Genomic DNA, 22,996 nt, shown 5'->3' with positions numbered 1-22,996 from the left:
GGCCGGCCCTCCGTCAGCCCGGCGAGCCGTCACCCCCACCCACCGGGATCGGCGTCCGTCCGGCGCGGGCCGGCAGGACCACCCAGGCGAGGACCACGCTCGCGACGAAAACCACGAGAAGGTACGCACCGAGTGTAACTAGACCGATACTCGCGATTCCGGCAATTGCGGCGAGCGCGAGGAGCGCCGACCGCCCGTCCCAGCCCAGCGTCCACGGGTGCAGCGGTGGGGCCGGCTGCCGCTTCTCCAGCCGGGCGGTCAGGTCGTAGTGGTGCAGGGTGAGCACGAAGACGTACCCGAAGATCAGCCAGGCCGGCACCCGGCCGGCCACCCCGACGGCGATGGCGAAAAGGTACTCGCCGGCCCGCAGCGCGGCCGGCACCAGCCAGTCCAGCGGCCCGGTGTGCGGTGCCCGCGCGCCGAGCCAGCCGACCAGCAGCACCAGCAGCGCCACCGGCACCGCCCAGCCGGGCAGCCGGTCGCCGGCGTGCACCGTGCCCAGCGCCCAGATCAGCAGGGCCGCCGCGCTGAGTGCGCCGAGCACCGCGAGCGCCAGCGGGCCGGGCCGGCGGACAGGCGGCACCCCCCGCGCCAGCGGCCCGTCGTCGAGGTGCAGCGCGGCATCGACGCTGGCCATCACCGGCACCCGCATCCAGCGCGCCCGCAGAGCCCGCAGCGCCCCGGTGTACGCAAAGGCCAGCGCCCCCCAGGCCAGCACCGCGCCGAGCGCGACCAACGGACCGAAGAGCGCGGCGGTAATCGCCATCAACGCCCACCGCTCGCCGATCGGGAAGACCACCGTCCGCTTCAGCCAGTACGACACCGAGCCGGTGTCCGCCTGCACCTTGGTCGAGGCGGCGTTCAGTTTCCCGCCGATGCCGCCGGCCGCCCCGGTCACCGGGCGGGGCCGGCGGGCCGCCTCGTCGTGCAGGACGCCGTACCAGGTGTCGGTCATGTGCCGCACGGTCTGCAACGTCATCGCGGCGATCGCGAGGGCCCAGCCGTAGCGGAAGCCGGCGTGCGCGCCGTAGCCGAGGCCGGCGTAGACCAGGTATTCCTTGGCCCGGTCGGCCATGGTGTCCAGCCAGCCGCCCCAGGCGCTGAACTGCCGGGTGTAGCGGGCCAACTGCCCGTCCACGCAGTCGAGCACGAAGCCCAGGTAGAGCAGGACCGCCCCGGCGACCAGCGCGGGCCGCTCGCCGACCCCGAACAGCACCGCGGCGGCCACCGCGAAGGCGACCGACAGCATCGTCACCGCCGTCGGGCTGAGCCGGAGGCGAGCCGTGATCTTCGTCACGTACGGGGACCAGGTGCTGACGAAGAACGTGGTGAAGAAGTCGTCCCGCTCCTTCACCGAGAGTCGCAGCTCGGCCTTGTCCTCGTTGACGGCGGCCACCGCCGCCTCCGCCGCGCCCGCCTCGGCCGGAGTGCCGACCCGGTGCGCCACGAGCAGGCGTACCCGCTGGGCGAAGGCCAGCGTGCCGCGCGCCGCGAGTGCGGCGAAGAGCCGGTCCACCGCGCACGCCGGACCCGCCCCCAACACCTGCCCGGCCACCGCTGGCTCGCCCGGCGCGGCGCCGGCCGCCGCCTCGGCCGCGGCGACGAGGGCCGGCAGGTCGGCCGCGCCGACCCGCAGCGCGCCGCCGAACACCCCGGTCGCGCCCGCCGGGTCGCCGACCGCCACCACCTGGCCGCGCTCCTCCCGGACCGGCACCTGGCCGGGCGCCGGCGGGTCGGTGAGCACCAGGGCCACCGTCGGCCCCACCGGGCTGGTCGCCAGATTCCGGAGTACCGCGGTGTGCGCCACCAGATCGACCCCGCTGACCAGCGCCGGGCCGGTGGCGCCGGCCACCAGGGCGGCCAGCTCGGTCAGGTCGGCGGCCACCCGCACGTCGCTCGCCCCGGCCCGCCGCCACTGCCCGACGAGCCGGTCGACCAGGCGCTCCCCGGCGCCGGTGGTCAGGCTCGCGGCCGCGTCGGCGGCGAGCACGATCGCGAGCGTCACCGCGGCGCGTCGCTGGCGTAGGCGTGCAGCGCCTCGTCGATCGTCCCGTCGACGGTCAGCCGCCCGGCATCGAGGTAGAGCCCCCGACGACAGAACCGGGTGAGATCCTTTTCGTTGTGTGACACCAGCACCAGCGTGCGCCCTTCCGCGAGAAGTCGCTCGATGGTCGCATAGCACTTCGCGCGGAACTCCGCGTCCCCGACCGCGGTCACCTCGTCCACCAAGAGGATGGGGTGCGGCAGGTGGGCGATGACCGCGAAGCCGAGCCGCACCTTCATCCCGGAGGAGTAGTGCCGGACCGAGGTGTCGATGGAGCGTTCGACCTGCTCGCCGGCGAAGGAGACGATCTCGTCGAAGTGCCGCCGCAGGTACGCCGTCGACAGCCCGTGCAGCCCGCCCACCAGGTAGAGGTTCTCCCGGCCGGTCAGGCCGTTGGAGAAGCCGGCGGACAGTTCCAGCAGCGGAGCCACCGCCCCGCGTACCCGGATCCGGCCCTCGTCGGGGATCAGCACCCCGGCGATCAGCCGCAGCAGGGTGCTCTTGCCGGTGCCGTTACGCCCGATCACCCCGACCGTCTCGCCCGGCTCGATCCGGAAGGACACGTCCCGCAGCGGCCAGAACTGCCCGGCGGTGTTGTCCCGCCCGCCCCGGTGGATCAGCAGCTCCCGCAGCCGCAGCTGGCGGCGCCGGTTGCGGACGAACCGGATGCCGAGCCGCTCCGCCTCGACGATCGCCATTCACAGTTCCTTGAGCACGGCCGGTTCGAGGCGGCGGAACGACCACCAACCGGTCGCCAGCACCAGCAGGGTGCCCAGCATGGTGATGGTGAGCAGCCGGGCGTCGGGGAACTCGTCCGGATACCAGATCGAATGTTGCAGCTGGAAGATGCCGACCAGGGGATTCAGCTCGTAGCCGAACTTGGCCCAGGCCGGCATGCCGGAGTCCCGCACCAGACTGAGCGGATAGATGATCGGCGTGGCGTAGAACAGCACCCGGATGATCAGCCGCATGAAGCGCTCGATGTCCCGCATCAGCGCGTTTAACGCCGACAGCAGCAGCGCGACCCCGACCAGCAGGACGAACTGCACCGCCAGGGCCAGCGGCAGGGCGAGCATCGTCCAGCCGAGGTGGATCTTCCCGTGGGCCGCGTAGATCGCCGCGATGCCGGCCAGGATGGGTAGGCCGGCGGCGTATTCGGCAAACCGGCCGGTGACCCGGCCGATCGGGAAGACCTGCCGGGGCACGTTCATCGTGGTGATCAGCCGGGCCTGCCCGGTCAGCGCGTTCGTCGCCTCGCTGATCGCGGAGCTGGCCCACATCCAGGCGAAGATTCCGGTGATCAGGAACAGCGGGTACGACCCGGCCGCCTCGCCCAGGTGCCGGCGGGTGGCCCCGGAATAGAGCACCCCGAAGACGAACCAGTAGATCAGGCCCATGCCGAGCGGCTCGATGAGCGACCAGAGGTACCCCAGCACCGACTGCTGGTATTTCACCGCGAGGTCCCGCTTGACCAGGATGCGCAGCGAGTTACGGGCCGACCAGAGCGCGGCGACGCCTGTCGTCACCGTCCCATCCTCGCCCGCGCCACCCGACTTCGACCCCGGTACGGCTCCGGTCACCCCATCGGGGTTCAGCACTCGATCACGTTCACCGCGAGGCCGCCCCGCGCCGTCTCCTTGTACTTGACCTTCATGTCGGCGCCGGTCTCCCGCATCGTCTTGATGACCTTGTCCAGCGACACGGCGTGCACCCCGTCGCCGCGCAGGGCCAGCCGGGCGGCGGTGATCGCCTTGATGCTGGCCACCGCGTTCCGCTCGATGCAGGGGATCTGCACCAGGCCGCCGACCGGGTCGCAGGTGAGGCCGAGATTGTGCTCCATGCCGATCTCGGCGGCGTTCTCCACCTGTGCGGGGGTGCCGCCGAGCGCCTCGGCGAGCCCCGCGGCGGCCATCGAGCAGGCCGAACCGACCTCGCCCTGGCAGCCGACCTCCGCCCCGGAGATCGAGGCGTTCTCCTTGAACAGCACCCCGATCGCGCCGGCCGCGAGCAGGAAGCGGACCACGCCCTCGTCCGAGGCTCCGGGCACGAACCGGGTGTAGTAGTGCAGCACGGCCGGGATGATGCCGGCGGCGCCGTTGGTCGGGGCGGTGACCACCCGGCCGCCGGCCGCGTTCTCCTCGTTGACCGCGAGCGCGAACAGCGTGACCCAGTCCATCGCGCGCAGCGGGTCGCTGGCGTCGGCCTCCGCCTCGAGGCTGCGGCGCAGTTCGGCCGCCCGGCGGCGGACCTTCAGCCCGCCCGGCAGGACGCCGTCCCGCTCGCAGCCGCGTTCGACGCACTCCCGCATCACTCGCCAGATCTCCAGCAGCCCGGCCCGGACGTCCGCCTCGCTGCGCCAGGACAGCTCGTTGGCGAGCATCACCTCGCTGATCGACAGGCCGTTGCCGGTGGTGACCGCCAGCAGCTCCGCGCCGGTCAGGAACGGATACCGAACGCGGGTGCTGTCCGGCTTGATCCGGTCCGCCCCGGCCGCCGCCTCGTCCACCACGAACCCACCACCCACGGAGTAGTAGGTACGGGCCCGGACCAGCGCCCCGGCGGCGTCGTACGCCGCGAAGGTCATGCCGTTCGGGTGGTACGGCAGCGAGCGGCGCCGGTGCAGCACCAGGGCCTGGTCCGGGTCGAAGTCGATCTCCTGGGTGCCGAGCAGGCTGAGCCGCCGCTCGGCCCGGATCCGCTCCACCCGCGGCCCGACCGAGTCCGTGTCGACCGTCTCCGGTGCCTCGCCTTCCAGCCCGAGCAGCACCGCGCGGTCGCTGCCGTGGCCGTGGCCGGTCGCGCCGAGCGAGCCGAACAGCTCGGCCTGCACCCGGGCGGTGTCGGCGAGCAGCCCGTCCGCCTTCAGCCCGGCCACGAAGGTGCGGGCGGCCCGCATCGGCCCCACCGTGTGCGAGCTGGACGGCCCGATGCCGACGCTGAAGAGGTCGAAAACACTGATCATGGCTGCACTTTCCTCGCCGTCGGTCCCGTCGTGCGGGTTCGGCCGGGACGTGCCGCTCCCGGTCCGGGGCGGCGGGCGGCACCCGGGGTGTGGGCGCCCGACCGGCGAGCCTACCCGCCCAGGTCAGCCCCCTCCCGCACACCACCCACCCGCCACCCTCCACCCTCCGCCGGCGAGCGCGCAGGCTCACGGCAAGAGTGGCCATTACGCGTCGGATGACCACTCTTCACGTGAATGAGGGCGTTGCTGATCGGGTGGGTGGTGACGGGTCGGCGCGGACCCGGCAGGGTAAGCACCTACGGGTGCCCGGGGTGCCTTTCCTCCTCGGGGGCGAGGGTGGGGCCCGCTCCTGTTTCTAGCGTGGAATCAGCGCGGCGAGTCGCCGCAGAGTGGGAGTACGACGATGAGTCGCAAACTGGTCCGGCCCCGCGAGGGGCGCATGCTCGCCGGTGTGTGCGCCGGCCTGGCCCAGCGGTTCGGGCTGTCGGTCGGCCTGGTCCGGCTGCTGTTCCTGCTGTCCCTGCTGCTGCCCGGCTCCCAGGTGATCATCTACGTGATCCTCTGGATCCTGATGCCCAACGAGTACTGACCCCACCCGCCCGCACGCCGGAGCGCCCGCCCCGGCGGTTCGGGGCGGGCGCCGGCGGTGTCAGGGCGCCGTGTAGGTGACGGTCACCTTCTCGTAGCCGAGGGAGCGGAGCAGGCCCTCCAGCATCTTGCGGGTGTTCTGCTCGGCCCGGGCGGTGAGGCCGCTGTCCCGGGCCGCGGCGGTGATCCGGTCCTCGGCCAGCTTGTAGACCTGCTGCTGTCGGTTGGGATCGCCGGCCACCAGGTCGTTGAGCCGGTTGAGCAGGCCGCGCTGCTGGGCGAAGACGTAGCTCTTGTCCAGGTCAAGGTTGGTTTCGCCGAGCTGCGGGGCGGGCAGCTTGATCTCCACCGACTTCTTGTCGGCCGACTCCACGATCGCGCCGTCGGCGATCTTCGAGAAGTCGACGTACGCCTCGATCCGGCCGGCACCGACGAAGAGCGTCCGCTCGTTGAGCAGGAAGTCGGGCACGTTCCGCCGGTCGTTCTGCAGGTCGACGACCACCTGGAAGTCGCCCTCGGCCGCGACGTACCGGCTGAGGTCGCGGATCGACTTGAGCAGCGTGGGCTGGCTGCGGTCGGTCTGCTCATTGGCGAACGGGTTGCGGAAGTCCGGCAGGATCCCGCTCGCCTGCACGCCGAGCAGCACCACCACGACCAGCGCGGCCGCGCCGAGCACCCAGAGCAGGCCGCGGACCGGGCCGTTCGTCGACGCCGGGGCACCCGTCGCGGGGTCGGGTGTGAGGCTCGACCGAGCGTGGAGGTCGTCGCCGGTCGGGTAGCCGGGAAACTCGCGGGTGGGCTCGTTGATGTCGCCGTCGCGGGCCATCGCCCTCACCGTCCTTGTCAGACACGTGCGCCTGAAGATGACGGTAAGACCCCGGTACGACACCCGCTCGGCGAGCGGTGACGGGTGGCGAAACCGCAGGTCAGGCGAAGGCCGAGAGCCCGGTCAGGCGCTGCCCGATGACCAGCTGGTGAATCTCCGAGGTGCCCTCGTAGGTCAGCACGCTCTCCAGGTTGTTGGCGTGCCGCATCACCGGATACTCGCCGGAGACGCCGTTGGCGCCGAGGATGGTGCGGCACTGCCGGGCGATCGCGAGGGCCTCCCGGACGTTGTTCAGCTTGCCCACGCTGACCTGCTCGGGCCGCAGTTTCCCGGCGTCGGCGAGCCGGCCCAGGTGCAGCGCCAGCAGCAGCCCCTTGTTCCACTCGACGGCCATGTCGGCGAGCTTGGCCTGGGTGAGCTGGAAGCCGGCCAGCGGCTTGCCGAACTGGGTCCGGCTGGTCGCGTACGACAGGGCGGTCTCCAGGCAGTCGCGGGCCGCGCCGAGCGCCCCCCAGACGATGCCGTAGCGGGCCTCGGTGAGGCAGCTCAGCGGCGCCTTCAGCCCGATCGCCTCGGGCAGCCGGGCGTCCGCCGGCAGCCGGACACCGTCGAGGACGATCTCCCCGGTCAGCGACGCGCGCAGCGACATCTTGTGCCGGATCTCGCGCGCGGTCACCCCGGGCGTGTCCATGGGTACGGCGAAACCGCGTACCCCCTCGTCGGTACGCGCCCAGATCACCGCCACGTCCGCGACCGGCGCGTTGGTGATCCACATCTTGGTGCCGTCGAGGATCCAGCCGTCCCCGTCACGGCGGGCCCGGGTGGCCATCGACGCCGGGTCGGAGCCGTGGTCCGGCTCGGTCAGCCCGAAGCAGCCGATCGCCTCGCCGGCGGCCATGGCGGGCAGCCAGCGCTGCTTCTGCTCCTCGCTGCCATAGCGCCAGATGGCGAACATGGCCAGCGAACCCTGCACCGACACCAGCGAGCGGACACCGGAGTCGCCGGCCTCCAGCTCCAGGCAGGCCAGCCCGTACGCGACGGCCGACGCGCCGGCGCAGCCGTACCCGGTCAGGTGCATGCCGAGCAGGCCGAGCTTGCCGAACTCGCGGGCCAGCTCGCGGGCCGGCACCTGGCCGTCCTCGTACCAGCCGGCGACGTGCGGGCGTACCCGGTCGTCGACGAGCCGGCGCACGACGGCGCGGATCTGTCGCTCCTCCTCGCCGAGCAACGCGTCGATGTCCAGCAGGTCGAGCGGGGTCATGCCGTCACTCGGCCTGGTCACCGAGCACCAGCACCCGGGCGTGGATCTGGTTGCGCTGCTGCAGCGCCGCGCGCAGCGCCCGGTGCAGGCCGTCCTCCAGGTAGAGGCCGCCGCTCCACTGCACCACGTGCGGGAAGAGGTCGCCGTAGAAGGTCGAGTCCTCGGCGAGGAGCCTGTCCAGCGCCAGCTCCCGCTTGGTGGTGATGAGCTGGTCCAGCCGAAGCGGGCGCGGTGGGATCTCGGCCCACTGCTTGAGCGTGAGGTTGTGCTCCGGGTAGGGACGCCCGTCCCGGACCGCTCTGAAGATCACGGCGCGCTCCCCTCGCCCAGGCCCGGCCCACCCCGGCACCCGGCCAGGTCACGGCGCGGAGCCACGCGGAACGGCTGATGATGTCCGTGCCAGCCTAGCCGCACCCGCCACACTGCCTTTTTCTCCCTCATGTCGCTTTCGTCACCGCCGATACCGGGGCCGGCCCGGGCAAACCCGCCCTCAACTCCACCTGCCCCGCCGGACCACCTCGTCGATCGGCCGCCGGCCGCGACGCAGCGACGGTGACCGGTGGTCGGGCACCCGGTAGCCGACGGTAACCGCCCCGATCGGGTGGTACTCCTCCGGTACGCCGAACGCCTCCCGGTACGCCCCGATCCGCTGCGGCGGGATGCCGAAGAAGCACGCACCCAGCCCCTCGTCCACGGCGGTGAGCAGCATCAGCAGCGCGGCGAAGCCGGTGTCCACGTACCAGTAGGGCACCGGCCAGCGGTCCTCGGACCGGTCCGCCCAGCCCTTGTCCGGCTCGGCGTACCGGTCGAGGTAGGCGGAGCGATTGGCGTGCGGCACGACGATCAGCGGGGCGCGACGCATCCCGGCCAGCCAGCGGTCCCGGCCGCCCCCGCCCGGGGTGGCCGCCGCCCAGAACCGCTCCCGGTCCGCCGGCTCCTCCAGCGACAGGAAGCCCCAACCCTGGGCGAAGCCCGCCGAGGGCGCCCGGATCGCGTGCTCCAGCAGCCGGTCCACCACCTCGGGCGGGACCGGCCGGTCGGGGTCGTAGTTGCGTACCATCCGGCGGCGCCGGACAACCTCGGCGAACTCCATGCTCAGGCTCCCGAGGTCAGCCGGCCACGGCGGCGACCGGCTCGGGCCGGATGCCCCAGGCCCCCCGCCAGGTCTCGCCGGGGTCCAGGACGATCAGGTCCCTGCCGGAGCGGAACGCGTCCGCCGGGCAGGTCATCGGCTCGACCGCGACCGAGCGGCGATGGCGCTCCCCGGTGAGGGTGTCCCCGGTGAAGATCTGCCACCAGCCGAACTCGCGGTCCGCCCAGACGTGCACCGCGACGGCTTCAGGTCGCGGTGCGGCGTCAGACGCGCCGAGCTGAAGTCGTCGGAGCGAACCCTCCGGCGCGGAGAGGGTCACCGCCGAGCCACCGTCGGCGTCCCGGACGACGTCGCCGAAGGCCAGGTCGAGCACCGCGTCGCCGATCGGGCGGGGCTTGGTGAAGTCGTACTCGGTGCCGGTCACCTCGGCTACGCCGATCGGGAGCAGCCGGCCGTCCAGCAGCATCCGGCTCCGCCCCGGCACCCGCAGCGACAGCTCGTCCACGCTCACCTTCGGCAGCCGAAGGTAGGGGTGCACCGAGAAGCCGAACGGCACCGCCTCGCCGGCCAGGTTCGTCACCTCGTGCTCGGCGCGCAGCCCGTCCGCCCCGACGCTCCAGCGGGTACGCAGCCGCAGCGCCCACGGGTAGCCCGGGCTCGGCGGCAGGTTGTACCCGACCGTGACGCTCTCCGCAGACCGCTCGACCAGGTGCCAGGGCACCCAGTTGACCAGGCCGTGGATGGCGTTGTGCCGGGCCGGCTCGGTCAGGTTGAGCTGCAACGACCGGTCGCCGACGGTGTACGCGCCGTCCCGGATCCGGTTCGGCCACGGGGCCAGCACCTGCCCGGCCGAGCCGGGGCAGAGCTCGTCCGCCTCGTACCCGTCGAGGTAGTCCACCTCGTCGTGCCGATACGCCCGCAGCCCGCCACCCACCTCGACGACGACCGCCTCGTGGCCGTCGGCGGCGATGGTCCACTGTGCCCCTGAAGCCGCCCGGTTCCCGACATTCCCCATGCCCACGACCCTAGTCGACGCAAGGAAGGGCCCCCTGTTAACGCCTGCGGCGGAGGACGGGCCCCCTGTTAACCGTCGGAGTCGGCGGGCGGCGTGGCGGCGCGGTAGCGCAGCAGCGCCGGGAAGGCCACCACCAGCAGCACGGCGAGGACGGCCGAGACGAGGCCACCACCCACCCAGGCGACGCCGGCGCCGAAGCCGGCGGCCATCGTGCCGGCCCGCAGGTCGCCCAGGCGCGGGCCACCGGCGACCACCACGGTGTTCACGCCCTGGAGCCGGCCACGCATCCGGTCCGGCGCGTAGACCAGCAGCATCGACTGGCGCAGCACCGAGCTGACCAGGTCGGCCGCGCCGGCCAGGCCGAGCAGCACCACCACCAGCCAGAGCTGGCGGGCCAACCCGGCCAGGGCGATCGCGACACCCCAGCCCAGCACGGCCACAACCAGCGCCAGCCCCTGCCGCCGCAGACGACCGATCCAGCCGGAGGTCAGGCCACCCACCATCGCGCCGATGGCGATGGCGCTGTAGAGCCAGCCGACCGCGCCGCCACCACCGAGCCGCTCCTGCGCCACCTCGGGGAAGAGCGCCCGGGGCATGGCCAGGACCATCGCGATCAGGTCGATGGCGAACGACAGCAGCAGCACCGGCGTGGTGGCCAGGTAGCGGAAGCCGTCCACGATGCTGGCCAGCCCCGCCCTGCGCGGGGTGCCGTCGCCTTCCGGGTCCAGCTCGGGCGGCATCGCCGGCAGACGCAGGGTGGCCCAGAGCGAGACGGTGAACAGCAGCGCGTCCACCGCGTACGCGATCGGCAGCCCCACCTCGGTCCGCCAGGTGGCGAAGATCAGACCGGCCGTGAGGGGCCCGAAGACCGCGGTCGCGGTGAACGTCGTGAAGTTCAGCGTGCTGGCCGCCGGGACCAGTTCCTCCGGCACCAGCCGCGGCAGGATCGCGCTGCGGGCCGGCGAGGTGATCGCGAACGCGGTCGACTGCACCGCCACCAGGGCGAGCAGCAGCACCGGGCTGCCCACCTTCAGCAACGCCTGGACCAGCAGCGCCAGGGTCGACGCCCAGAGCAGGCCGCCTCCGGCGAGCAGCACCAGGCGACGGTCCCGGGCGTCGGCGACCGCCCCGCCCCAGAGCCCGAACAGCAGCAGCGGCAGGAATCCGGCGACCCCGAGCAGCCCGACCCAGAACGAGCCGCCGGTCAGGGCGAACATCTCCACCGGTACGGCGACCGCGGTGAACTGGAAGCCGAACATCGCCACGCCGTTGCCGAGCCACACCCGCCGGTACGCGGGCACGGCCAGCGGACGCAGGTCGATCGCCCAGCGGCGCGGTCCGCGCGGCCGGGCCTCCTTCAGCCCGGTCACGGCGCCAGCCGCTCGGTGACCCAGGTGTCGCCGTCGGTGCGCCGGAACCGCAGCCGGTCGTGCAGCCGGCTGGCCCGGCCCTGCCAGAACTCCACCGTGTCGGGGAGCACCCGGAACCCGCCCCAGTGCGGCGGCGCGGGGATCGGCTCGACGGCGACGAAGCGCTCGGCCGCCGCCCGGTACGCCGCGTCCAGCGCGGCCCGGCCCGGGACGATCCGGGACTGGGTGCTGGCCCAGGCGCCGAGCTGGGAGCCGCGCGGCCGGCTGGCGAAGTACGCCTCGGTCTCGGCCCGGCCGACCTTCGTCACCCGGCCGGTGACCACCACCTGGCGCTGCATCGGGAACCAGGGGAAGACCAGGCTGGCCCACGGGTTGGCGGTCAGCTCGACGCCCTTGCGCGAGTCGTGGTTGGTGTAGAAGACGAAGCCGTCCGGGTCGTACGCCTTCAGCAGCACGGTCCGGCCGCTCGGGCGGCCCTCGGCGTCGGCCGTGCCCACCACCATCGCGTTCGGTTCGGGGAGCGGGTACGCCACCGCGTCGGCGAACCAGCGGGCGAACTGGGTGTGCCAGTCCGGCGCGAGATCCGATTCGGAAAGGCCCAGGTCGGCCGCATACTCGTTACGCATGGCCGCCGGAGCTGGTGTGTCGCCCGTCACTCTCCACGTCCCTCTCGTCGAGGCGGCCGCATCCCTCGACGCTGGCCAGGCCCCACAGCCCAGTCTGGCCGAGGCCGTGATCCTGTCCACCCGTGGGGATGTCGCGTGCAGCACAGTCGCAGTGGGTCGCGCACTCAGTTACCAGCAGGCAAGATGGCACGAACACATCCCTGAAGGTCGCCATGGAGCGGGGCCGGCTGAGCCGCGTGGGGCGCACCGAGCCGGAAGCCAGGAGACGACATGTCCGACTTCAAACCGGGCCTGGAGGGCGTCGTAGCCTTCGAGACCGAGATCGCCGAACCGGATCGTGAGGGTGGCTCGCTGCGCTATCGCGGCGTGGACATCGAGGATCTGATCGGCCAGGTCTCCTTCGGCAACGTCTGGGCGCTGCTGGTCGACGGGCGCTTCGGCCCGGGCCTGCCGCCGGCCGAGCCGTTCCCGGTGCCGGTGCACTCCGGCGACATCCGCGTCGACGTGCAGTCCGCCGTCGCCATGCTCGCCCCGTACTGGGGTCTCAGCCAGCTCCTCGACATCACCGACGGGCAGGCCCGCGAGGACCTCGCCCGGGTGTCGGTCACCGCGCTCTCCTTCGTCGCCCAGTCCGCCCGCGGCCTGGGCCTGCCGGCCGTACCGCAGAAGGAGATCGACAAGGCGGAGACGATCGTCGAGCGGTTCATGAAGCGCTGGCGCGGCGAGCCCGACCCGCGGCACGTCAAGGCCGTCGACGCCTACTTCATCTCGGCCGCCGAGCACGGCCTGAACGCCTCCACCTTCACCGCCCGGATCGTCGCCTCCACGGGCGCCGACGCCGCCGCCTGCATCTCCTCCGGCATTGGCGCGCTCTCCGGCCCGCTGCACGGCGGCGCGCCGTCGCGGGTGCTCAGCATGCTCGAGGCCGTCGAGCGCAGCGGCGACGCCGAGGGGTACGTCAAGGGCGTGCTCGACCGGGGCGAGCGGCTGATGGGCTTCGGCCACCGGGTCTACCGGGCCGAGGACCCGCGCGCCCGGGTGCTCCGGCGCACCGCCAAGGAGCTGGGCGCGCCGCGCTTCGAGGTCGCCGAGGCGCTGGAGAAGGCCGCCCTGGCCGAGCTGCAGGCCCGGCGCCCGGATCGGGTGCTCGCCACCAACGTCGAGTTCTGGTCGGCCGTCGTGCTGGACTTCGCCGAGGTGCCGGCGCACATGTTCACCTCGATGTTCACCTGTGCCCGGATGGGCGGTTGGTCCGCGCACATCCTGGAGCAGAAGAAGCTGAACCGGCTGGTCCGCCCGTCGGCCCGGTACGTCGGCCACGGCCCGCGCAAGCCGCAGGAGGTCGAGGGCTGGGACGCCATCCCGCACGGCGTCTGAGGTGCAAGGAAGGGCCCCTTCTCAACGCCTCGGGCACAGGAAGGGTCCCTACCAACCGCCGCGAAGGCCCCGACCGTCGGTCGGGGCCTTCCGTGTGTGGCGCACGCCTCAGCGGCGGGTGTGGGACGAGCCGACGGGCCGGCCGGTCCGGGTGCGAGGATGGAGGCCGGCAGTGCCGCCGGACCGGGCTCGGATCCCGGCCTTCCGCGCCCGTGCGCGGCTGCCGTCGGTCCGCGCCCGCTGTAGGGCCCGTCCTCGCCCACGCGGAAGGATCGAGACAACCGTGGCTGACGCACCGACCATCCGGATTCCCGACGACATCAAGCCCGCCGACGGGCGCTTCGGCTGCGGGCCGTCCAAGGTCCGTCCGGCGGCGGTCTCCGCCCTCGCCGATGTCGCCACCAGCTACCTGGGCACCTCGCATCGGCAGAAGGCCGTCCGCGACCAGGTGGCCCGGCTGCGCCAGGGCATCGCCGAGTTCTTCTCCCTCCCCGAGGGCTACGAGGTGATCCTCGGCAACGGCGGCACCACCGCCTTCTGGGAGGTCGCCGCCTTCGGCCTGATCCGCGACCGGGCCCAGTTCGCCAGCTTCGGCGAGTTCGGCGCGAAGTTCGCCAAGTCGGTCAAGGACGCCCCGTTCCTCGGCGAACCGACGATCCGCAAGTCCGAGCCGGGCAGCGCGCCGGCCCTGGTCGCCGAGGCGGGCGTGGACGTCTACGCCACCCCGCACAACGAGACGTCCACCGGCGTGGCCGTGCCGATCAGCCGGGTGGCGGGCGCCGACGAGGGCTCGTTGCTGCTGGTCGACGCCACCTCGGGGGCCGGTGGCCTGGAGGTCAACGTCGGCGAGACGGATGTCTACTACTTCGCCCCGCAGAAGTGCTTCGGCTCCGACGGTGGGCTCTGGCTGGCCCTGATGTCGCCGGCAGCGCTCGCCAGGGCCACCGAGATCAAGGAGTCCGGCCGCTACGTCCCGGCCTTCCTCGACCTGGTCACCGCGATCGACAACTCGCGGCTGGAGCAGACGTACAACACCCCGGCGCTGGCCACCATCTTCCTGGCCGCGGAGCAGACCGACTGGATGAACGCCCAGGGCGGCCTGACCTGGGCGGCCAAGCGCACCGCCGAGAGCGCCGGCATCGTGTACGGCTGGGCCGAGCGGGCCGGGTTCGCCACCCCGTTCGTGACCGACCCGGCGCTGCGCTCCAACGTGGTCGCCACGATCGACTTCGCCGACGGGGTGGACGCCTCGGCGATCGCCAAGGCGCTGCGCGCCAACGGCATCGTGGACACCGAGCCCTACCGGAAGCTGGGCCGCAACCAGCTGCGCATCGCGCTGTTCCCGGCGGTCGAGCCGGCCGACGTCGAGGCGCTCACCGCGTCCATCGACTACGTGGTCGAGCGACTTTGATCATCCGGTGACGGTGGGTGGTCGTCGGGGCTCCCGCGACCACCCACCGTGATCATCCTCGCAGCTCAGTCGCAACATGCCGGGTGTCGCATCCCCCACCTCCGGGTAGATGAGCGTACGGTGGTGCGAGGACGCCCGGGTGGCCGGCTCGTGGCGTGACGGCCAGCGAAGCGGGACGGAGGCAAGCCCATGCGCCCAGTACGCTTCGTCGCCCTCTCCGAGGACGGCCAGGCTCTGGTGCTCACCGACGAGGTCGGGCGCCTGCTCGCGCTACCCATCGACGAACGCGTCGCCACGGCGCTGCACGCCGAGCCCGGCGCGGCTCCCCTCGCGGTGGTGCCGGCCGCCACCGGCCCGGCGCCAGTTCTCTCCCCCCGGGACATCCAGGCCCGGATCCGCGCCGGTGAGTCCGCTGAGGACGTCGCCCGGATCGCCGGCGTGCCGGTCGACCGCGTCCTGCGGTACGCGGGCCCGGTGCTCCAGGAGCGGGCCATGCTCGCCCAGCACGCCCGGCGGACCCGACTCAAGGGCGCGGAGAAGCCGACCCCGCTGGCCGAGGTGGTCAACGGCCGGCTGGCCCAGCACGGGATCGACACCGAGAAGATCTCCTGGGACGCCTACCGGCGGGACGACGGCACCTGGCGGATCATCGCCACCTGGCCGTCGGGCAAGGCCACCGCGCAGGCGGTCTGGGACCTCGACAAGACCCGGCAGCACGTCGCCCCGCATGACGACATGGCGCAATACCTCTGCGCGGAGCGGCCCACCCCGATCCTCGGCCAGGAGCCGGCGCCGGAGCGGGGCGGCCACGCGCTGCCCGGCCCGTCGCGCGGCGAGCCGATCCGGGGCGGGCACGGCCTGCCGGCGCCGGCCGAACACGCCCGCCCGGGGCGGGACCCGATCCGCGCCGGCCGGGATGCCCTGCTCGCCTCGCTTGACCGGCCGCTCGGCGGCGCGTCCGGGCGCGGTCTCGACACTCGGTCCCCGGCCGCCCTGGCCGGGCCGGAGACGCCCCGCCAGCGGCCGGTCTCCGGCGGCGCGGCGGCACTGCTCGGCGGCGGCCCAGGGTCGGCGTTCGACGACGACTCGGATGCGCCGAAGGAGGTCCCGGCCGTACCGTCGCTGGCCGTGCTCCGGCCGCGCCGCACCGGCGCAGCGGCGGCCGCGGGTGGCAACGAGTCCACGGAGGCCGGCGGCAAGCCGCGCAAGCGGCTGCCGAGCTGGGACGATGTCCTCTTCGGCAGCGCCCCGGCGGCGCGCGAGTCGTCCTGATCACCACGGGCACCCGGGCATGCGCGACGGCTCCAGGTCGCGGCGCACTGGAGTTGTCGTAAGGCACTCCGAGTCCGCGCGTGCCAGGGTGGACCCATGGAGTACACGAATCTTGGCCGCACCGGCCTCTCGGTGAGCCGGCTCTGCCTCGGCACCATGAACTTCGGCCCGCAGACCGACGAGCCGGACAGCTTCGCCATCATGGACCGGGCGCTGGAGCACGGCATCAACTTCTTCGACACCGCGAACGTCTACGGCTGGAAGCTGGGCGAGGGCGTCACCGAGCAGATCATCGGTCGCTGGCTCGCCCAGGGCGGCGGGCGCCGTGACCAGGTCGTCCTGGCCACCAAGGTATACGGCCGGATGGGCGAGTGGCCCAACGAGCAGGGCCTGAGCGCTCGGCACATCATCCGGGCCTGCGAGGACTCGCTGCGCCGGCTCCAGACCGACACCATCGACCTGTACCAGATGCACCACATCTCGCGTACCACGCCGTGGGAGGAGATCTGGCAGGCCATGGAGACGCTGGTCGCCCAGGGCAAGGTGATCTACGTCGGATCGTCCAACTTCGCCGGTTGGCACATCGCGCAGGCGCAGGCCGCGGCCGGCCGACGCAATTTCCTCGGCCTCGTCTCCGAGCAGTGCATCTACAACCTGCTCACCCGCTTTGTCGAGCTGGAGGTGATCCCGGCCGCGCAGCACTACGGGCTGGGCATCATCCCCTGGTCGCCGTTGCACGGCGGGGTGCTGCGCAAGATGGCCGAGGGTGGTGCCGCGCGCGGCACCGCCGGCCGATCGGCTGAGGCGCTCGCCACGCACCGGCCCACCGTCGAAGCGTACGAGAAGCTCTGTGCCGACCTCGGCCACGACCCGGCCGACGTGGCGCTGGCCTGGTTGCTCTCCCGGCCGGGCGTGACCGCCCCGATCGTCGGCCCACGCACCGTCGACCAGCTCGACCGGAGCCTGGGCGCGCTGGAGGTGGACCTCGACGAGCCGGCCCTCACTCGCCTCGACGCCCTCTTCCCACCCGTCGCCAGCGGCGGCCCCGCCCCGGAAGCCTGGGCCTGGTGACCCCTCGGGCTTATCCACCCCGGTTTGCGGCAGTCGCGGCGTCCGATGCTCGGGATGACGCGACATGCCGCAACCCGTCACCGGGTCAGATCGACCAGGCGGCTAGGCGGTCGTAGGTGGGGCGGGGGCCCTGGTGGCTGCGGACCAGGACCAGTTCCTCCGCCGCCCATTCCGGGCCGACGTAGGCGTGCAGGGTCTCCCGATCGGCCAGCACGTCGGCGCGGTCGATCCGATCGCCGGGGCGAGCGATGGTCAGGTGGGCCCGGAACGGTTTCTCGTCGTGCGGCAGTTTGGACCGGCGCAGCCCGAACCGGATCAGCCGGGCCAGCACAGCCAGCCCCTCGACGTCACCCTGCAGGTCCACCCAGAGCACGGTGAACCGGCCGCGCCCGAAGCTGCCCCCGCCGCCGAGCCGGAGCCGGGGCGAGCTGTCCCGGCCGGTTCGGAACGTCTCGGCGGCCAGGCCGAGCGCGCTCTCCACGTCGACCAGCCGGTCGTCCGCCACGTCGCCGAGGAAGGCGAGGGTGAGATGGGCGTTGGCCGGGTCGGCGAGCCGTACGTTGATGCCGGCGGCGAAGGCGGTGCCGACCCGTAGCCGGGCCACCTGGACGGTGAGGTCGTCCACCGCCGGCCGGGGTGGGTAGACCGCGACGAAGAGTCGCACGGTGCCGCCCGGTCAGCGGTGCCGTTGGTGGTGACCGGGGCGGGCCGCGGGCAGGGGGAGGCCGGCGGCGTGCACCAGCCCCTCCACCCGTACCCGCTCGATCTCGCGGTCCACGCCGTCGAGCTCGGCCAGATGCTCGGTGATCCCCAACGCTCGGCAGGCGGCGCGCAGCCGCTCGTCGTACGCGTCGATGACGGCACCGTGCCACACCACCGAGCGGTCGACGGCGGCGAGCCGGTGGCCGCCGAGCCGGCGCAGATCGGTGGCGAGCTGCTCGAGGGGGCGCCGGTCGGCCCGATCGAGCTCGGTGAGGTCGATGTTGCGGGTGAGCGCGTCGGCCTCGACGGCCCGGTCCAGCCGGGCGATGGCCCGCCGTTCCCGGCGCTGCTCGCGCCACTCAGCCCACCCGCAGACCACCCGGTCGAGGATCTCGTCGGCGCAGAAGATCAGCGCGAAGAGGGCAGGCAGGCTGCAGACGGCGAGGATCGCCAGCACCAAGAGTAGTCCCCGCCCCACCTCCACGTAACGACGCTAAGCCCCACCGTCACGGCTCGCCACCCGTTTGCCGATATCCGGCCTTCCTCGCACCTCACTCCGCGCGGGGCGACACCACGTAGAAGCGGGGCATGGGCAGCATCCGCAGCCGCAGCCGGGCACCCGAGCGGCGCAGCTGCCAGGTGAGCGCGAGGAGTGCGGCGGCCAGCGAGATCAGCCCGCCGATCCAGATGCTCGCCCCGGCGCCGAAGGTCTCGGCCACCCAGCCGATGACCGGCGCGCCGACCGGGTTGGTGCCGAGAAAGACCAGCACCCACAGCGCCATCACCCGGCCCCGGAAGGCGGCGTCGACGCCGAGCTGGACCCGCTGGTTGGCGGCCTGGGCGAAGAAGACCATGAAGAACCCGGCCGGCAGCAGCAGCGCCACCACCAGCCAGTACGCCGGGGCGAGCCCGACCAGCGTGCCGAAGGTGGCGCTGCCGATCGCCGCGCCGAGCACCAACCAGACCGAGGGGCGGCTGCGCCGCCCGGTGCCGGCCAGGGCACCGATCAGCGCGCCGACCGCGAGGGCGGTGCTGAACAGGCCGAACGAGGCGGCGCCGGTGTTGAACACGGTCTTGGCCAGCGCGGCGAGGGTGAGCTGGAAGTTGAACAGGCTCATCCCGGTCACCGACATCAGCGCCATCAGCAGCAGGATGTCGGGTCGGCGCCAGACGTACCGCAGGCCGTCCACCACCCGGGCCTGGTCGCGCTCGCCGGCCGGCGGCAGATCCTTGCGGTACAGCTCCGCGGTACGCATCCGGACCACGTTGACCAGCGGGGCGATCGAGCTGAGCGCGCTGAAGAGGAAGACCGGCCCGACGTCGAAGGCGGCGATGGCCAGGCCGGCGACAGCCGGGCCGATGATCCGGGCCGAGTTGAAGGTGGCCGAGTTGAGCGAGAGCGCGTTCGGCAGCAGCGGCACGCCGACCAGCTCGGAGACGAACGCCTGCCGGACCGGAGTCTCCACCGCGTTGGCGACGCCGAGCAGGGCGGCGAACGCGAAGACGTGCCAGAGCTGCACCAGCCCGGTGATCACCAGCACGCTCATCATCAGCGCCAGCACGGTCCAGAACGCGTTGGCGATGAAGAGCAGCAGCCGCTTGTCGTACCGGTCGGCGAGGCGGCCGGAGAGCAGGGTCAGCAGCAGGACGGGGGTGAACTGCAACGCGGTGACCACGCCGAGCGCGGTGGCGGAGTTGCCGCTGAGATCGAGGACGAGCCAGTCCTGGGCGATGAACATCATCCAGACGCCGATCAACTTGATCAGCTGTCCGGTGGCGAAGAGTCGGTAGTTGCGGACTCGTAGGGACTGGAACATCGTGCTCAACTTCGCCTGCACTCTTTATGCGCCTCCTCGCGCCGCGTACGCCTCATCCACAGCGGACGAAGCGGACCGCACGAGGCGATCGCGGCTCAGGCGCGAGCGATCCCCTGGAGGATGTCCGCGGCCCGCCGCAGCGTGTCGCGTTCCTCCTCGCTGAGCGCGGCCAGTCGACTGGCCAGCCACTCGTTGCGGGCCCGCTCGAACTGCTCGAGCACGGCCCGTCCGCCCTCGGTCGCCGCCAGGATGACCTGCCGGCCGTCGGTCGGATGGGGGGTCCGCTGCACGAGGCCGCGCTCCTCCAGCTTCGCGACGATCCCGGTCATCGTCGGCGGCTGCACCCGCTCGATGTCGGCCAGCTCCCGGGGCGTCAGCGCGCCCGCCATCCGGAGGCTGGTCAGCGCCGAGAGCTGGGTGACCGTCAGGTCGCCGACTGGGCGGGCCTGCCGGACCCGCCGGTTGAGCCGGGTGATCGCATCACGCAGCTGAGGGGCCAGCTGCGCCGGTGGCACGCGTTTCGCCGTCACCGTCCGCTCCGTCACACTCGTTAGCCTAACTAATAAGCCTGGCTAACGACGTGCGATATGACCAGGCTCACCAGAAGATCGTCTTTTCCCGCGTCGGAACGCCACCAACTCGATCGGCCCACGCAGGAAGTACAGGATGAACAACAACACCGCGGCGTACAACCCGGGGTGGAGCTCCCGGGTCGGGCACAAGCGGTCGCGTACGCTGTGCCCCGTGCCTCAGGAGCAACCGCCGCGGCCCGAGCCGCTCGACCCGCCGATGGTGCCGTTCGCCGTCGCCGGGCTGATCGTCTGGGCGGCGGTCGGGCTGGTGCTGCTGGTCTTCTTCCGTGGTTGGCTCACCGAACACGGGCACCAGAACTGGCTCTGGACCTGCCTGGCCGGTTTCCTGTGGGGCTTTCCCGGTCTCGCGGTGATGATGCGACACGACGCCAACCGGCGCCGTCGCCGAGAGGCCGCCGCCCACCGGGGCTGACCGTCAGGAGTGGCCGTACGGCTCCGCCGGCTCGGCCGCCTCCACCGAACCCGGGGCCCGGCTGACGGACACCGACTCGACCGCGCTGTCGTCGTACACCGTGGGCAGCTCGTCGACCGGGGTCTCGGCCGTCTCGGCGAGGGTCTCCGAGTGCGCGCCGCAGCCGTGGTCGGCACTCACCACCCGGCCGTCGTCGGGCGCGTAGAAGTTGCCGCAGGCGCCGAAGGCCTGCCGCAGCGCCCCGGCGAAGGGCAGGTAGAAGCCGCAGGTGCCGCAGCGGGCGGCGGCCGGCGCGGCCACCGAGATCGGGGCGTTCGGGCCGTGGTCGCCGTCGTACCAGCGCTGCGCGGCCTCCGAGCGGCCCTCTCGGGACAGCACCCGGGGCCGGCCCAGGCCCAGCTCCCACGCGGTCTCCTCGACCGCCGGGTCGTCGGAGAGCAGGTAGCCCGGGGCGAGCCGCTCGTCGTCCGGCGGGGTGGGCAGCAGGTCACCCGGGCCCAGGTCGCCCGGCTTGAGCCGCTCCTGCCAGGGCACCCAGCCGGGGGCCAGCAGCGCGTCGGCGCCGGGCAGCAGGACCGTCTCGCAGATCGTGACGTTCCGGCTGCGCGGCACCCGGGTCACCGTGACGGCCCAGCGCCAGCCGCGGTAGCCGGCCAGCCGGCACTCGAAGTAGTGGGTGACGAGGCGGTCGCCCTCGGCGACGGCCTGGAGGTGTTCGCCGACGTCGGCGGGGTCCACCTCGGTGATGGCGGCGCGCGCCACCTCGACGGCGGCGGCGCACACCTGGTCGAGCCTTGGAGCGCGGGCGGAGGCGGGCCTGGTCACCTACCCATTGTTCCCCATGCCCATGGTCGGTTGTCAGGCACTCCCCGGAGTCGTTCTCCGCAGGTGGCCCGGCGCGGTTGGATCAGATGGGCAAGGATGTACGACATGCCGCTGTCCTCCCGCTCCGGCCGGTCCGCCCTCGGGCGGATCGTCGGCACGGGCATCCGCGCCACCCGCCTGCTGCTCCGCGGCTCGCTGCGGGGCAGTCGGTGGATGACGCGACGGGCCGGGTCGGCCCGGGCCCGCAGCGCCGGCAACGAGGTGGGCATGGTCCGCCTCTTCGACCTGCACGCCCTCTCCTGCGCCGGGGACACCCTGATCGCCATCGGCCTGGCCGGGACGATCTTCTTCGACGTGCCGCTGGGCGAGGCCCGGAACCAGGTCGCGCTCTACCTGCTGGTGACCATGGTGCCGTTCGCCATGCTCGCCCCGGTGGTCGGACCGCTGCTGGACCACTTCCGGCACGGCCGCCGGTACGCGCTGGCGGCCACCATGCTCGGCCGGGCCTTCCTCGCCTGGCTGATCTCCGACTACATCGGCAGCTTCGGGCTCTATCCGGCGGCGTTCGGCGTGCTCGCCCTCTCCCGGGCCTACGGGGTGGCCCGCTCGGCGGCGGTGCCGAGGCTGCTGCCGGAGGGCCTGGGGCTGTCCCAGGTGGGGGCCAGGGCGAGCGTCTACGGCACGGTGGCCGGTGGACTGGTCGCCCCGCTCGGGCTGGCCGCGTTCTGGTTCGGGCCGCAGTGGCCGCTCCGGGTGGCCTCCCTGATCTTCCTGACCGGCATGGTGATCTCGCTCCGCCTGCCGCCGAAGGCGGATTCCGAGCCGCCGGAGCGGGTACCGCGCCCGCTGCAGGCGCTGCGCCGCCGGGGAGGGGAACGACCGCTGGGCCGGGGCCGCCCCGCCGGCCGCCTGGTGATCGCCACCCTGATCGGCGCGGCGGCGCTGCGCGGGGTGTACGGCTTCCTGCTGCTCTTCCTCGCCTTCGCGATCAAGGCCGGCAGCCTGACCACCGACTTCTTCGGCCGAGACCTGGGCGCCCAGGCCGCGCTGGGCCTGATCGGCGGCGCGCTGGCGGTGGGCGGCTTCCTGGCCACCGCGGCCGGCACCCGGCTGCGTATCCACCGGCCGGCCGCGATCCAGTCCAGCGGCATGATCATCGTGGCCGGGGTGGCGGTGCTGGCCGCGCTGAGGTTCTCGCTGCCCATGGTGGCGCTGCTCTGCGTGGTCGCGTCCCTGTTCAGCGGGATCGCCAAGCTCGCGGTCGACGCGTCGATCCAGGAGCGGATCCCGGAACGGCTGCGGGCCAGCTCCTTCGCCCACTCCGAGACCGCGCTCATGCTCGCCTTCGTGGCCGGCGGCGCGCTCGGGCTCGTCCCGTTCACCGGCCGGATCGGGGTCACGGTCGCCGCCGGCGTCGCGGCGCTGGTGGCCGTACGCGGGGCGCTGGTGGCCGGCCGGCTGCGCAGCGAGCGCCTGATCGGCCGGCCGCTCGGCGACGACGAGCTGGCCGACGAGGAGCCGGAGGCACCGGCCGACCCGACCCCCACCTCGCCGGCCCCGTCGTCGAGCGGCACGCCCACCGCCGTACCCGACGACGGGTTCGCGCCGCCGGGCTTCCACATCTACCGCCCCTCATCCTCACCGGTCGGCGGGCCGGGCGGGGCGGGCGAGGAGAACCGGCGAGGGCCGGTCACGTGAGCGAGCGGAGCGAGCGAACCATCAGGCTCAGCA

The 22,996-nt window shown here is 73.0% G+C and carries 23 protein-coding genes; 7 read left to right on the top strand and 16 right to left on the bottom strand.

All coding sequences use genetic code 11. The annotated features are described in order from the left end of the window. Window positions 1–13 precede the first annotated feature (13 nt). The 4 genes from ACNAW0_RS14815 to ACNAW0_RS14800 all read right to left on the bottom strand — a co-directional run bounded on the left by ACNAW0_RS14815 (window position 14) and on the right by ACNAW0_RS14800 (window position 5,006). Window positions 14–2,005: a DUF5941 domain-containing protein gene (locus ACNAW0_RS14815; RefSeq protein WP_416288423.1), complete on the bottom strand. Its 1,992-nt coding sequence runs from the start codon at window positions 2,003–2,005 to the stop codon at window positions 14–16. After that, on the bottom strand, window positions 2,002–2,742 hold the full coding sequence (locus ACNAW0_RS14810) for an ABC transporter ATP-binding protein (protein WP_416288422.1): 741 nt from the start codon (window positions 2,740–2,742) through the stop codon (window positions 2,002–2,004). Before ACNAW0_RS14810 ends, ACNAW0_RS14815 begins: the two co-directional genes overlap by 4 nt. Continuing rightward, window positions 2,743–3,570: an ABC transporter permease gene (locus tag ACNAW0_RS14805; RefSeq protein WP_416288421.1), complete on the bottom strand. Its 828-nt coding sequence runs from the start codon at window positions 3,568–3,570 to the stop codon at window positions 2,743–2,745. A gap of 65 nt (window positions 3,571–3,635) precedes the next feature. After that, window positions 3,636–5,006, bottom strand: coding sequence for an L-serine ammonia-lyase (locus tag ACNAW0_RS14800; RefSeq protein WP_416288420.1), 1,371 nt, complete (start codon window positions 5,004–5,006; stop codon window positions 3,636–3,638). 403 nt (window positions 5,007–5,409) lie between these two features. On the opposite strand from ACNAW0_RS14800, the gene ACNAW0_RS14795 reads away from it, so the two are divergent. Further along, window positions 5,410–5,595 carry a PspC domain-containing protein gene (locus ACNAW0_RS14795; protein WP_416288419.1) on the top strand — a complete coding sequence of 62 codons (186 nt, stop codon included), beginning with the start codon at window positions 5,410–5,412 and terminating at the stop codon, window positions 5,593–5,595. A 60-nt stretch (window positions 5,596–5,655) separates the two neighbouring features. Here the strand turns inward: ACNAW0_RS14795 and ACNAW0_RS14790 are convergent, their stop codons facing one another. The 7 genes from ACNAW0_RS14790 to pdxH form a co-directional block, all read right to left on the bottom strand. Continuing rightward, window positions 5,656–6,420 (bottom strand): DUF4230 domain-containing protein, encoded by a 765-nt coding sequence (locus tag ACNAW0_RS14790; protein ID WP_416288418.1) that lies wholly within the window; start codon window positions 6,418–6,420, stop codon window positions 5,656–5,658. Between the two features lie 100 nt (window positions 6,421–6,520). Then, window positions 6,521–7,681 (bottom strand): acyl-CoA dehydrogenase family protein, encoded by a 1,161-nt coding sequence (locus ACNAW0_RS14785; RefSeq protein WP_416288477.1) that lies wholly within the window; start codon window positions 7,679–7,681, stop codon window positions 6,521–6,523. 4 nt (window positions 7,682–7,685) lie between these two features. After that, window positions 7,686–7,991 carry a type II toxin-antitoxin system VapB family antitoxin gene (locus ACNAW0_RS14780; RefSeq protein ID WP_416288417.1) on the bottom strand — a complete coding sequence of 102 codons (306 nt, stop codon included), beginning with the start codon at window positions 7,989–7,991 and terminating at the stop codon, window positions 7,686–7,688. A gap of 180 nt (window positions 7,992–8,171) precedes the next feature. Next, complete coding sequence (locus ACNAW0_RS14775) at window positions 8,172–8,774, bottom strand: nitroreductase family protein (protein WP_416288416.1); 603 nt, start codon at window positions 8,772–8,774, stop codon at window positions 8,172–8,174. Window positions 8,775–8,790: 16 nt separating this feature from the next. Continuing rightward, window positions 8,791–9,789 (bottom strand): aldose 1-epimerase family protein, encoded by a 999-nt coding sequence (locus ACNAW0_RS14770; RefSeq protein ID WP_416288415.1) that lies wholly within the window; start codon window positions 9,787–9,789, stop codon window positions 8,791–8,793. Window positions 9,790–9,857: 68 nt separating this feature from the next. Continuing rightward, entirely contained in the window at window positions 9,858–11,159 is a 1,302-nt protein-coding gene (locus ACNAW0_RS14765) for an MFS transporter (RefSeq protein WP_416288414.1), read from the bottom strand. Further along, entirely contained in the window at window positions 11,156–11,785 is a 630-nt protein-coding gene (gene pdxH / locus ACNAW0_RS14760; RefSeq protein ID WP_416288413.1) for a pyridoxamine 5'-phosphate oxidase, read from the bottom strand. The genes ACNAW0_RS14765 and pdxH overlap by 4 nt, the downstream gene beginning before the upstream one ends. A gap of 270 nt (window positions 11,786–12,055) precedes the next feature. Here pdxH and ACNAW0_RS14755 point away from each other — a divergent pair, with 270 nt between their 5' ends. The 4 genes from ACNAW0_RS14755 (at window position 12,056) to ACNAW0_RS14740 (ending at window position 16,916) form a co-directional block, all read left to right on the top strand. Continuing rightward, window positions 12,056–13,162: a citrate synthase 2 gene (locus ACNAW0_RS14755; protein ID WP_416288412.1), complete on the top strand. Its 1,107-nt coding sequence runs from the start codon at window positions 12,056–12,058 to the stop codon at window positions 13,160–13,162. A gap of 283 nt (window positions 13,163–13,445) precedes the next feature. Beyond that, on the top strand, window positions 13,446–14,573 hold the full coding sequence (gene serC / locus ACNAW0_RS14750) for a phosphoserine transaminase (protein WP_416288411.1): 1,128 nt from the start codon (window positions 13,446–13,448) through the stop codon (window positions 14,571–14,573). A gap of 189 nt (window positions 14,574–14,762) precedes the next feature. Beyond that, a complete protein-coding gene (gene sepH / locus ACNAW0_RS14745; RefSeq protein ID WP_416288410.1) occupies window positions 14,763–15,845 on the top strand; it encodes a septation protein SepH in 1,083 nt (360 codons plus the stop codon). A 96-nt stretch (window positions 15,846–15,941) separates the two neighbouring features. Further along, complete coding sequence (locus ACNAW0_RS14740; protein ID WP_416288409.1) at window positions 15,942–16,916, top strand: aldo/keto reductase; 975 nt, start codon at window positions 15,942–15,944, stop codon at window positions 16,914–16,916. 85 nt (window positions 16,917–17,001) lie between these two features. On the opposite strand, the gene thpR is transcribed toward ACNAW0_RS14740, so the two are convergent. From thpR to ACNAW0_RS14720, 4 genes are all read right to left on the bottom strand, one after another. After that, window positions 17,002–17,580, bottom strand: a complete 579-nt coding sequence (gene thpR, locus ACNAW0_RS14735) for an RNA 2',3'-cyclic phosphodiesterase (RefSeq protein ID WP_416288408.1) — start codon at window positions 17,578–17,580, stop codon at window positions 17,002–17,004. A 12-nt stretch (window positions 17,581–17,592) separates the two neighbouring features. Then, window positions 17,593–18,102: a hypothetical protein gene (locus ACNAW0_RS14730; protein WP_416288407.1), complete on the bottom strand. Its 510-nt coding sequence runs from the start codon at window positions 18,100–18,102 to the stop codon at window positions 17,593–17,595. A gap of 67 nt (window positions 18,103–18,169) precedes the next feature. Next, the gene (locus ACNAW0_RS14725; RefSeq protein WP_416288406.1) at window positions 18,170–19,456 is read right to left on the bottom strand and encodes an MFS transporter; all 1,287 of its coding nucleotides are present in this window, start codon (window positions 19,454–19,456) and stop codon (window positions 18,170–18,172) included. A gap of 74 nt (window positions 19,457–19,530) precedes the next feature. After that, entirely contained in the window at window positions 19,531–19,980 is a 450-nt protein-coding gene (locus ACNAW0_RS14720) for a MarR family winged helix-turn-helix transcriptional regulator (protein ID WP_416288405.1), read from the bottom strand. Between the two features lie 199 nt (window positions 19,981–20,179). Here ACNAW0_RS14720 and ACNAW0_RS14715 point away from each other — a divergent pair, with 199 nt between their 5' ends. Next, window positions 20,180–20,440, top strand: a complete 261-nt coding sequence (locus ACNAW0_RS14715) for a DUF2530 domain-containing protein (RefSeq protein ID WP_416288476.1) — start codon at window positions 20,180–20,182, stop codon at window positions 20,438–20,440. 3 nt (window positions 20,441–20,443) lie between these two features. On the opposite strand, the gene ACNAW0_RS14710 is transcribed toward ACNAW0_RS14715, so the two are convergent. Continuing rightward, window positions 20,444–21,265: a DUF3027 domain-containing protein gene (locus ACNAW0_RS14710; RefSeq protein WP_416288404.1), complete on the bottom strand. Its 822-nt coding sequence runs from the start codon at window positions 21,263–21,265 to the stop codon at window positions 20,444–20,446. Window positions 21,266–21,370: 105 nt separating this feature from the next. On the opposite strand from ACNAW0_RS14710, the gene ACNAW0_RS14705 reads away from it, so the two are divergent. Next, entirely contained in the window at window positions 21,371–22,963 is a 1,593-nt protein-coding gene (locus ACNAW0_RS14705) for an MFS transporter (protein WP_416288403.1), read from the top strand. Window positions 22,964–22,996 lie beyond the last annotated feature (33 nt).

It is taken from the genome of Micromonospora sp. SL1-18, from assembly GCF_047921505.1.
In the GTDB taxonomy this organism is placed as follows: Bacteria; Actinomycetota; Actinomycetes; order Mycobacteriales; family Micromonosporaceae; genus Micromonospora.
This window is presented reverse-complemented; position numbering and strand designations above follow the sequence as displayed.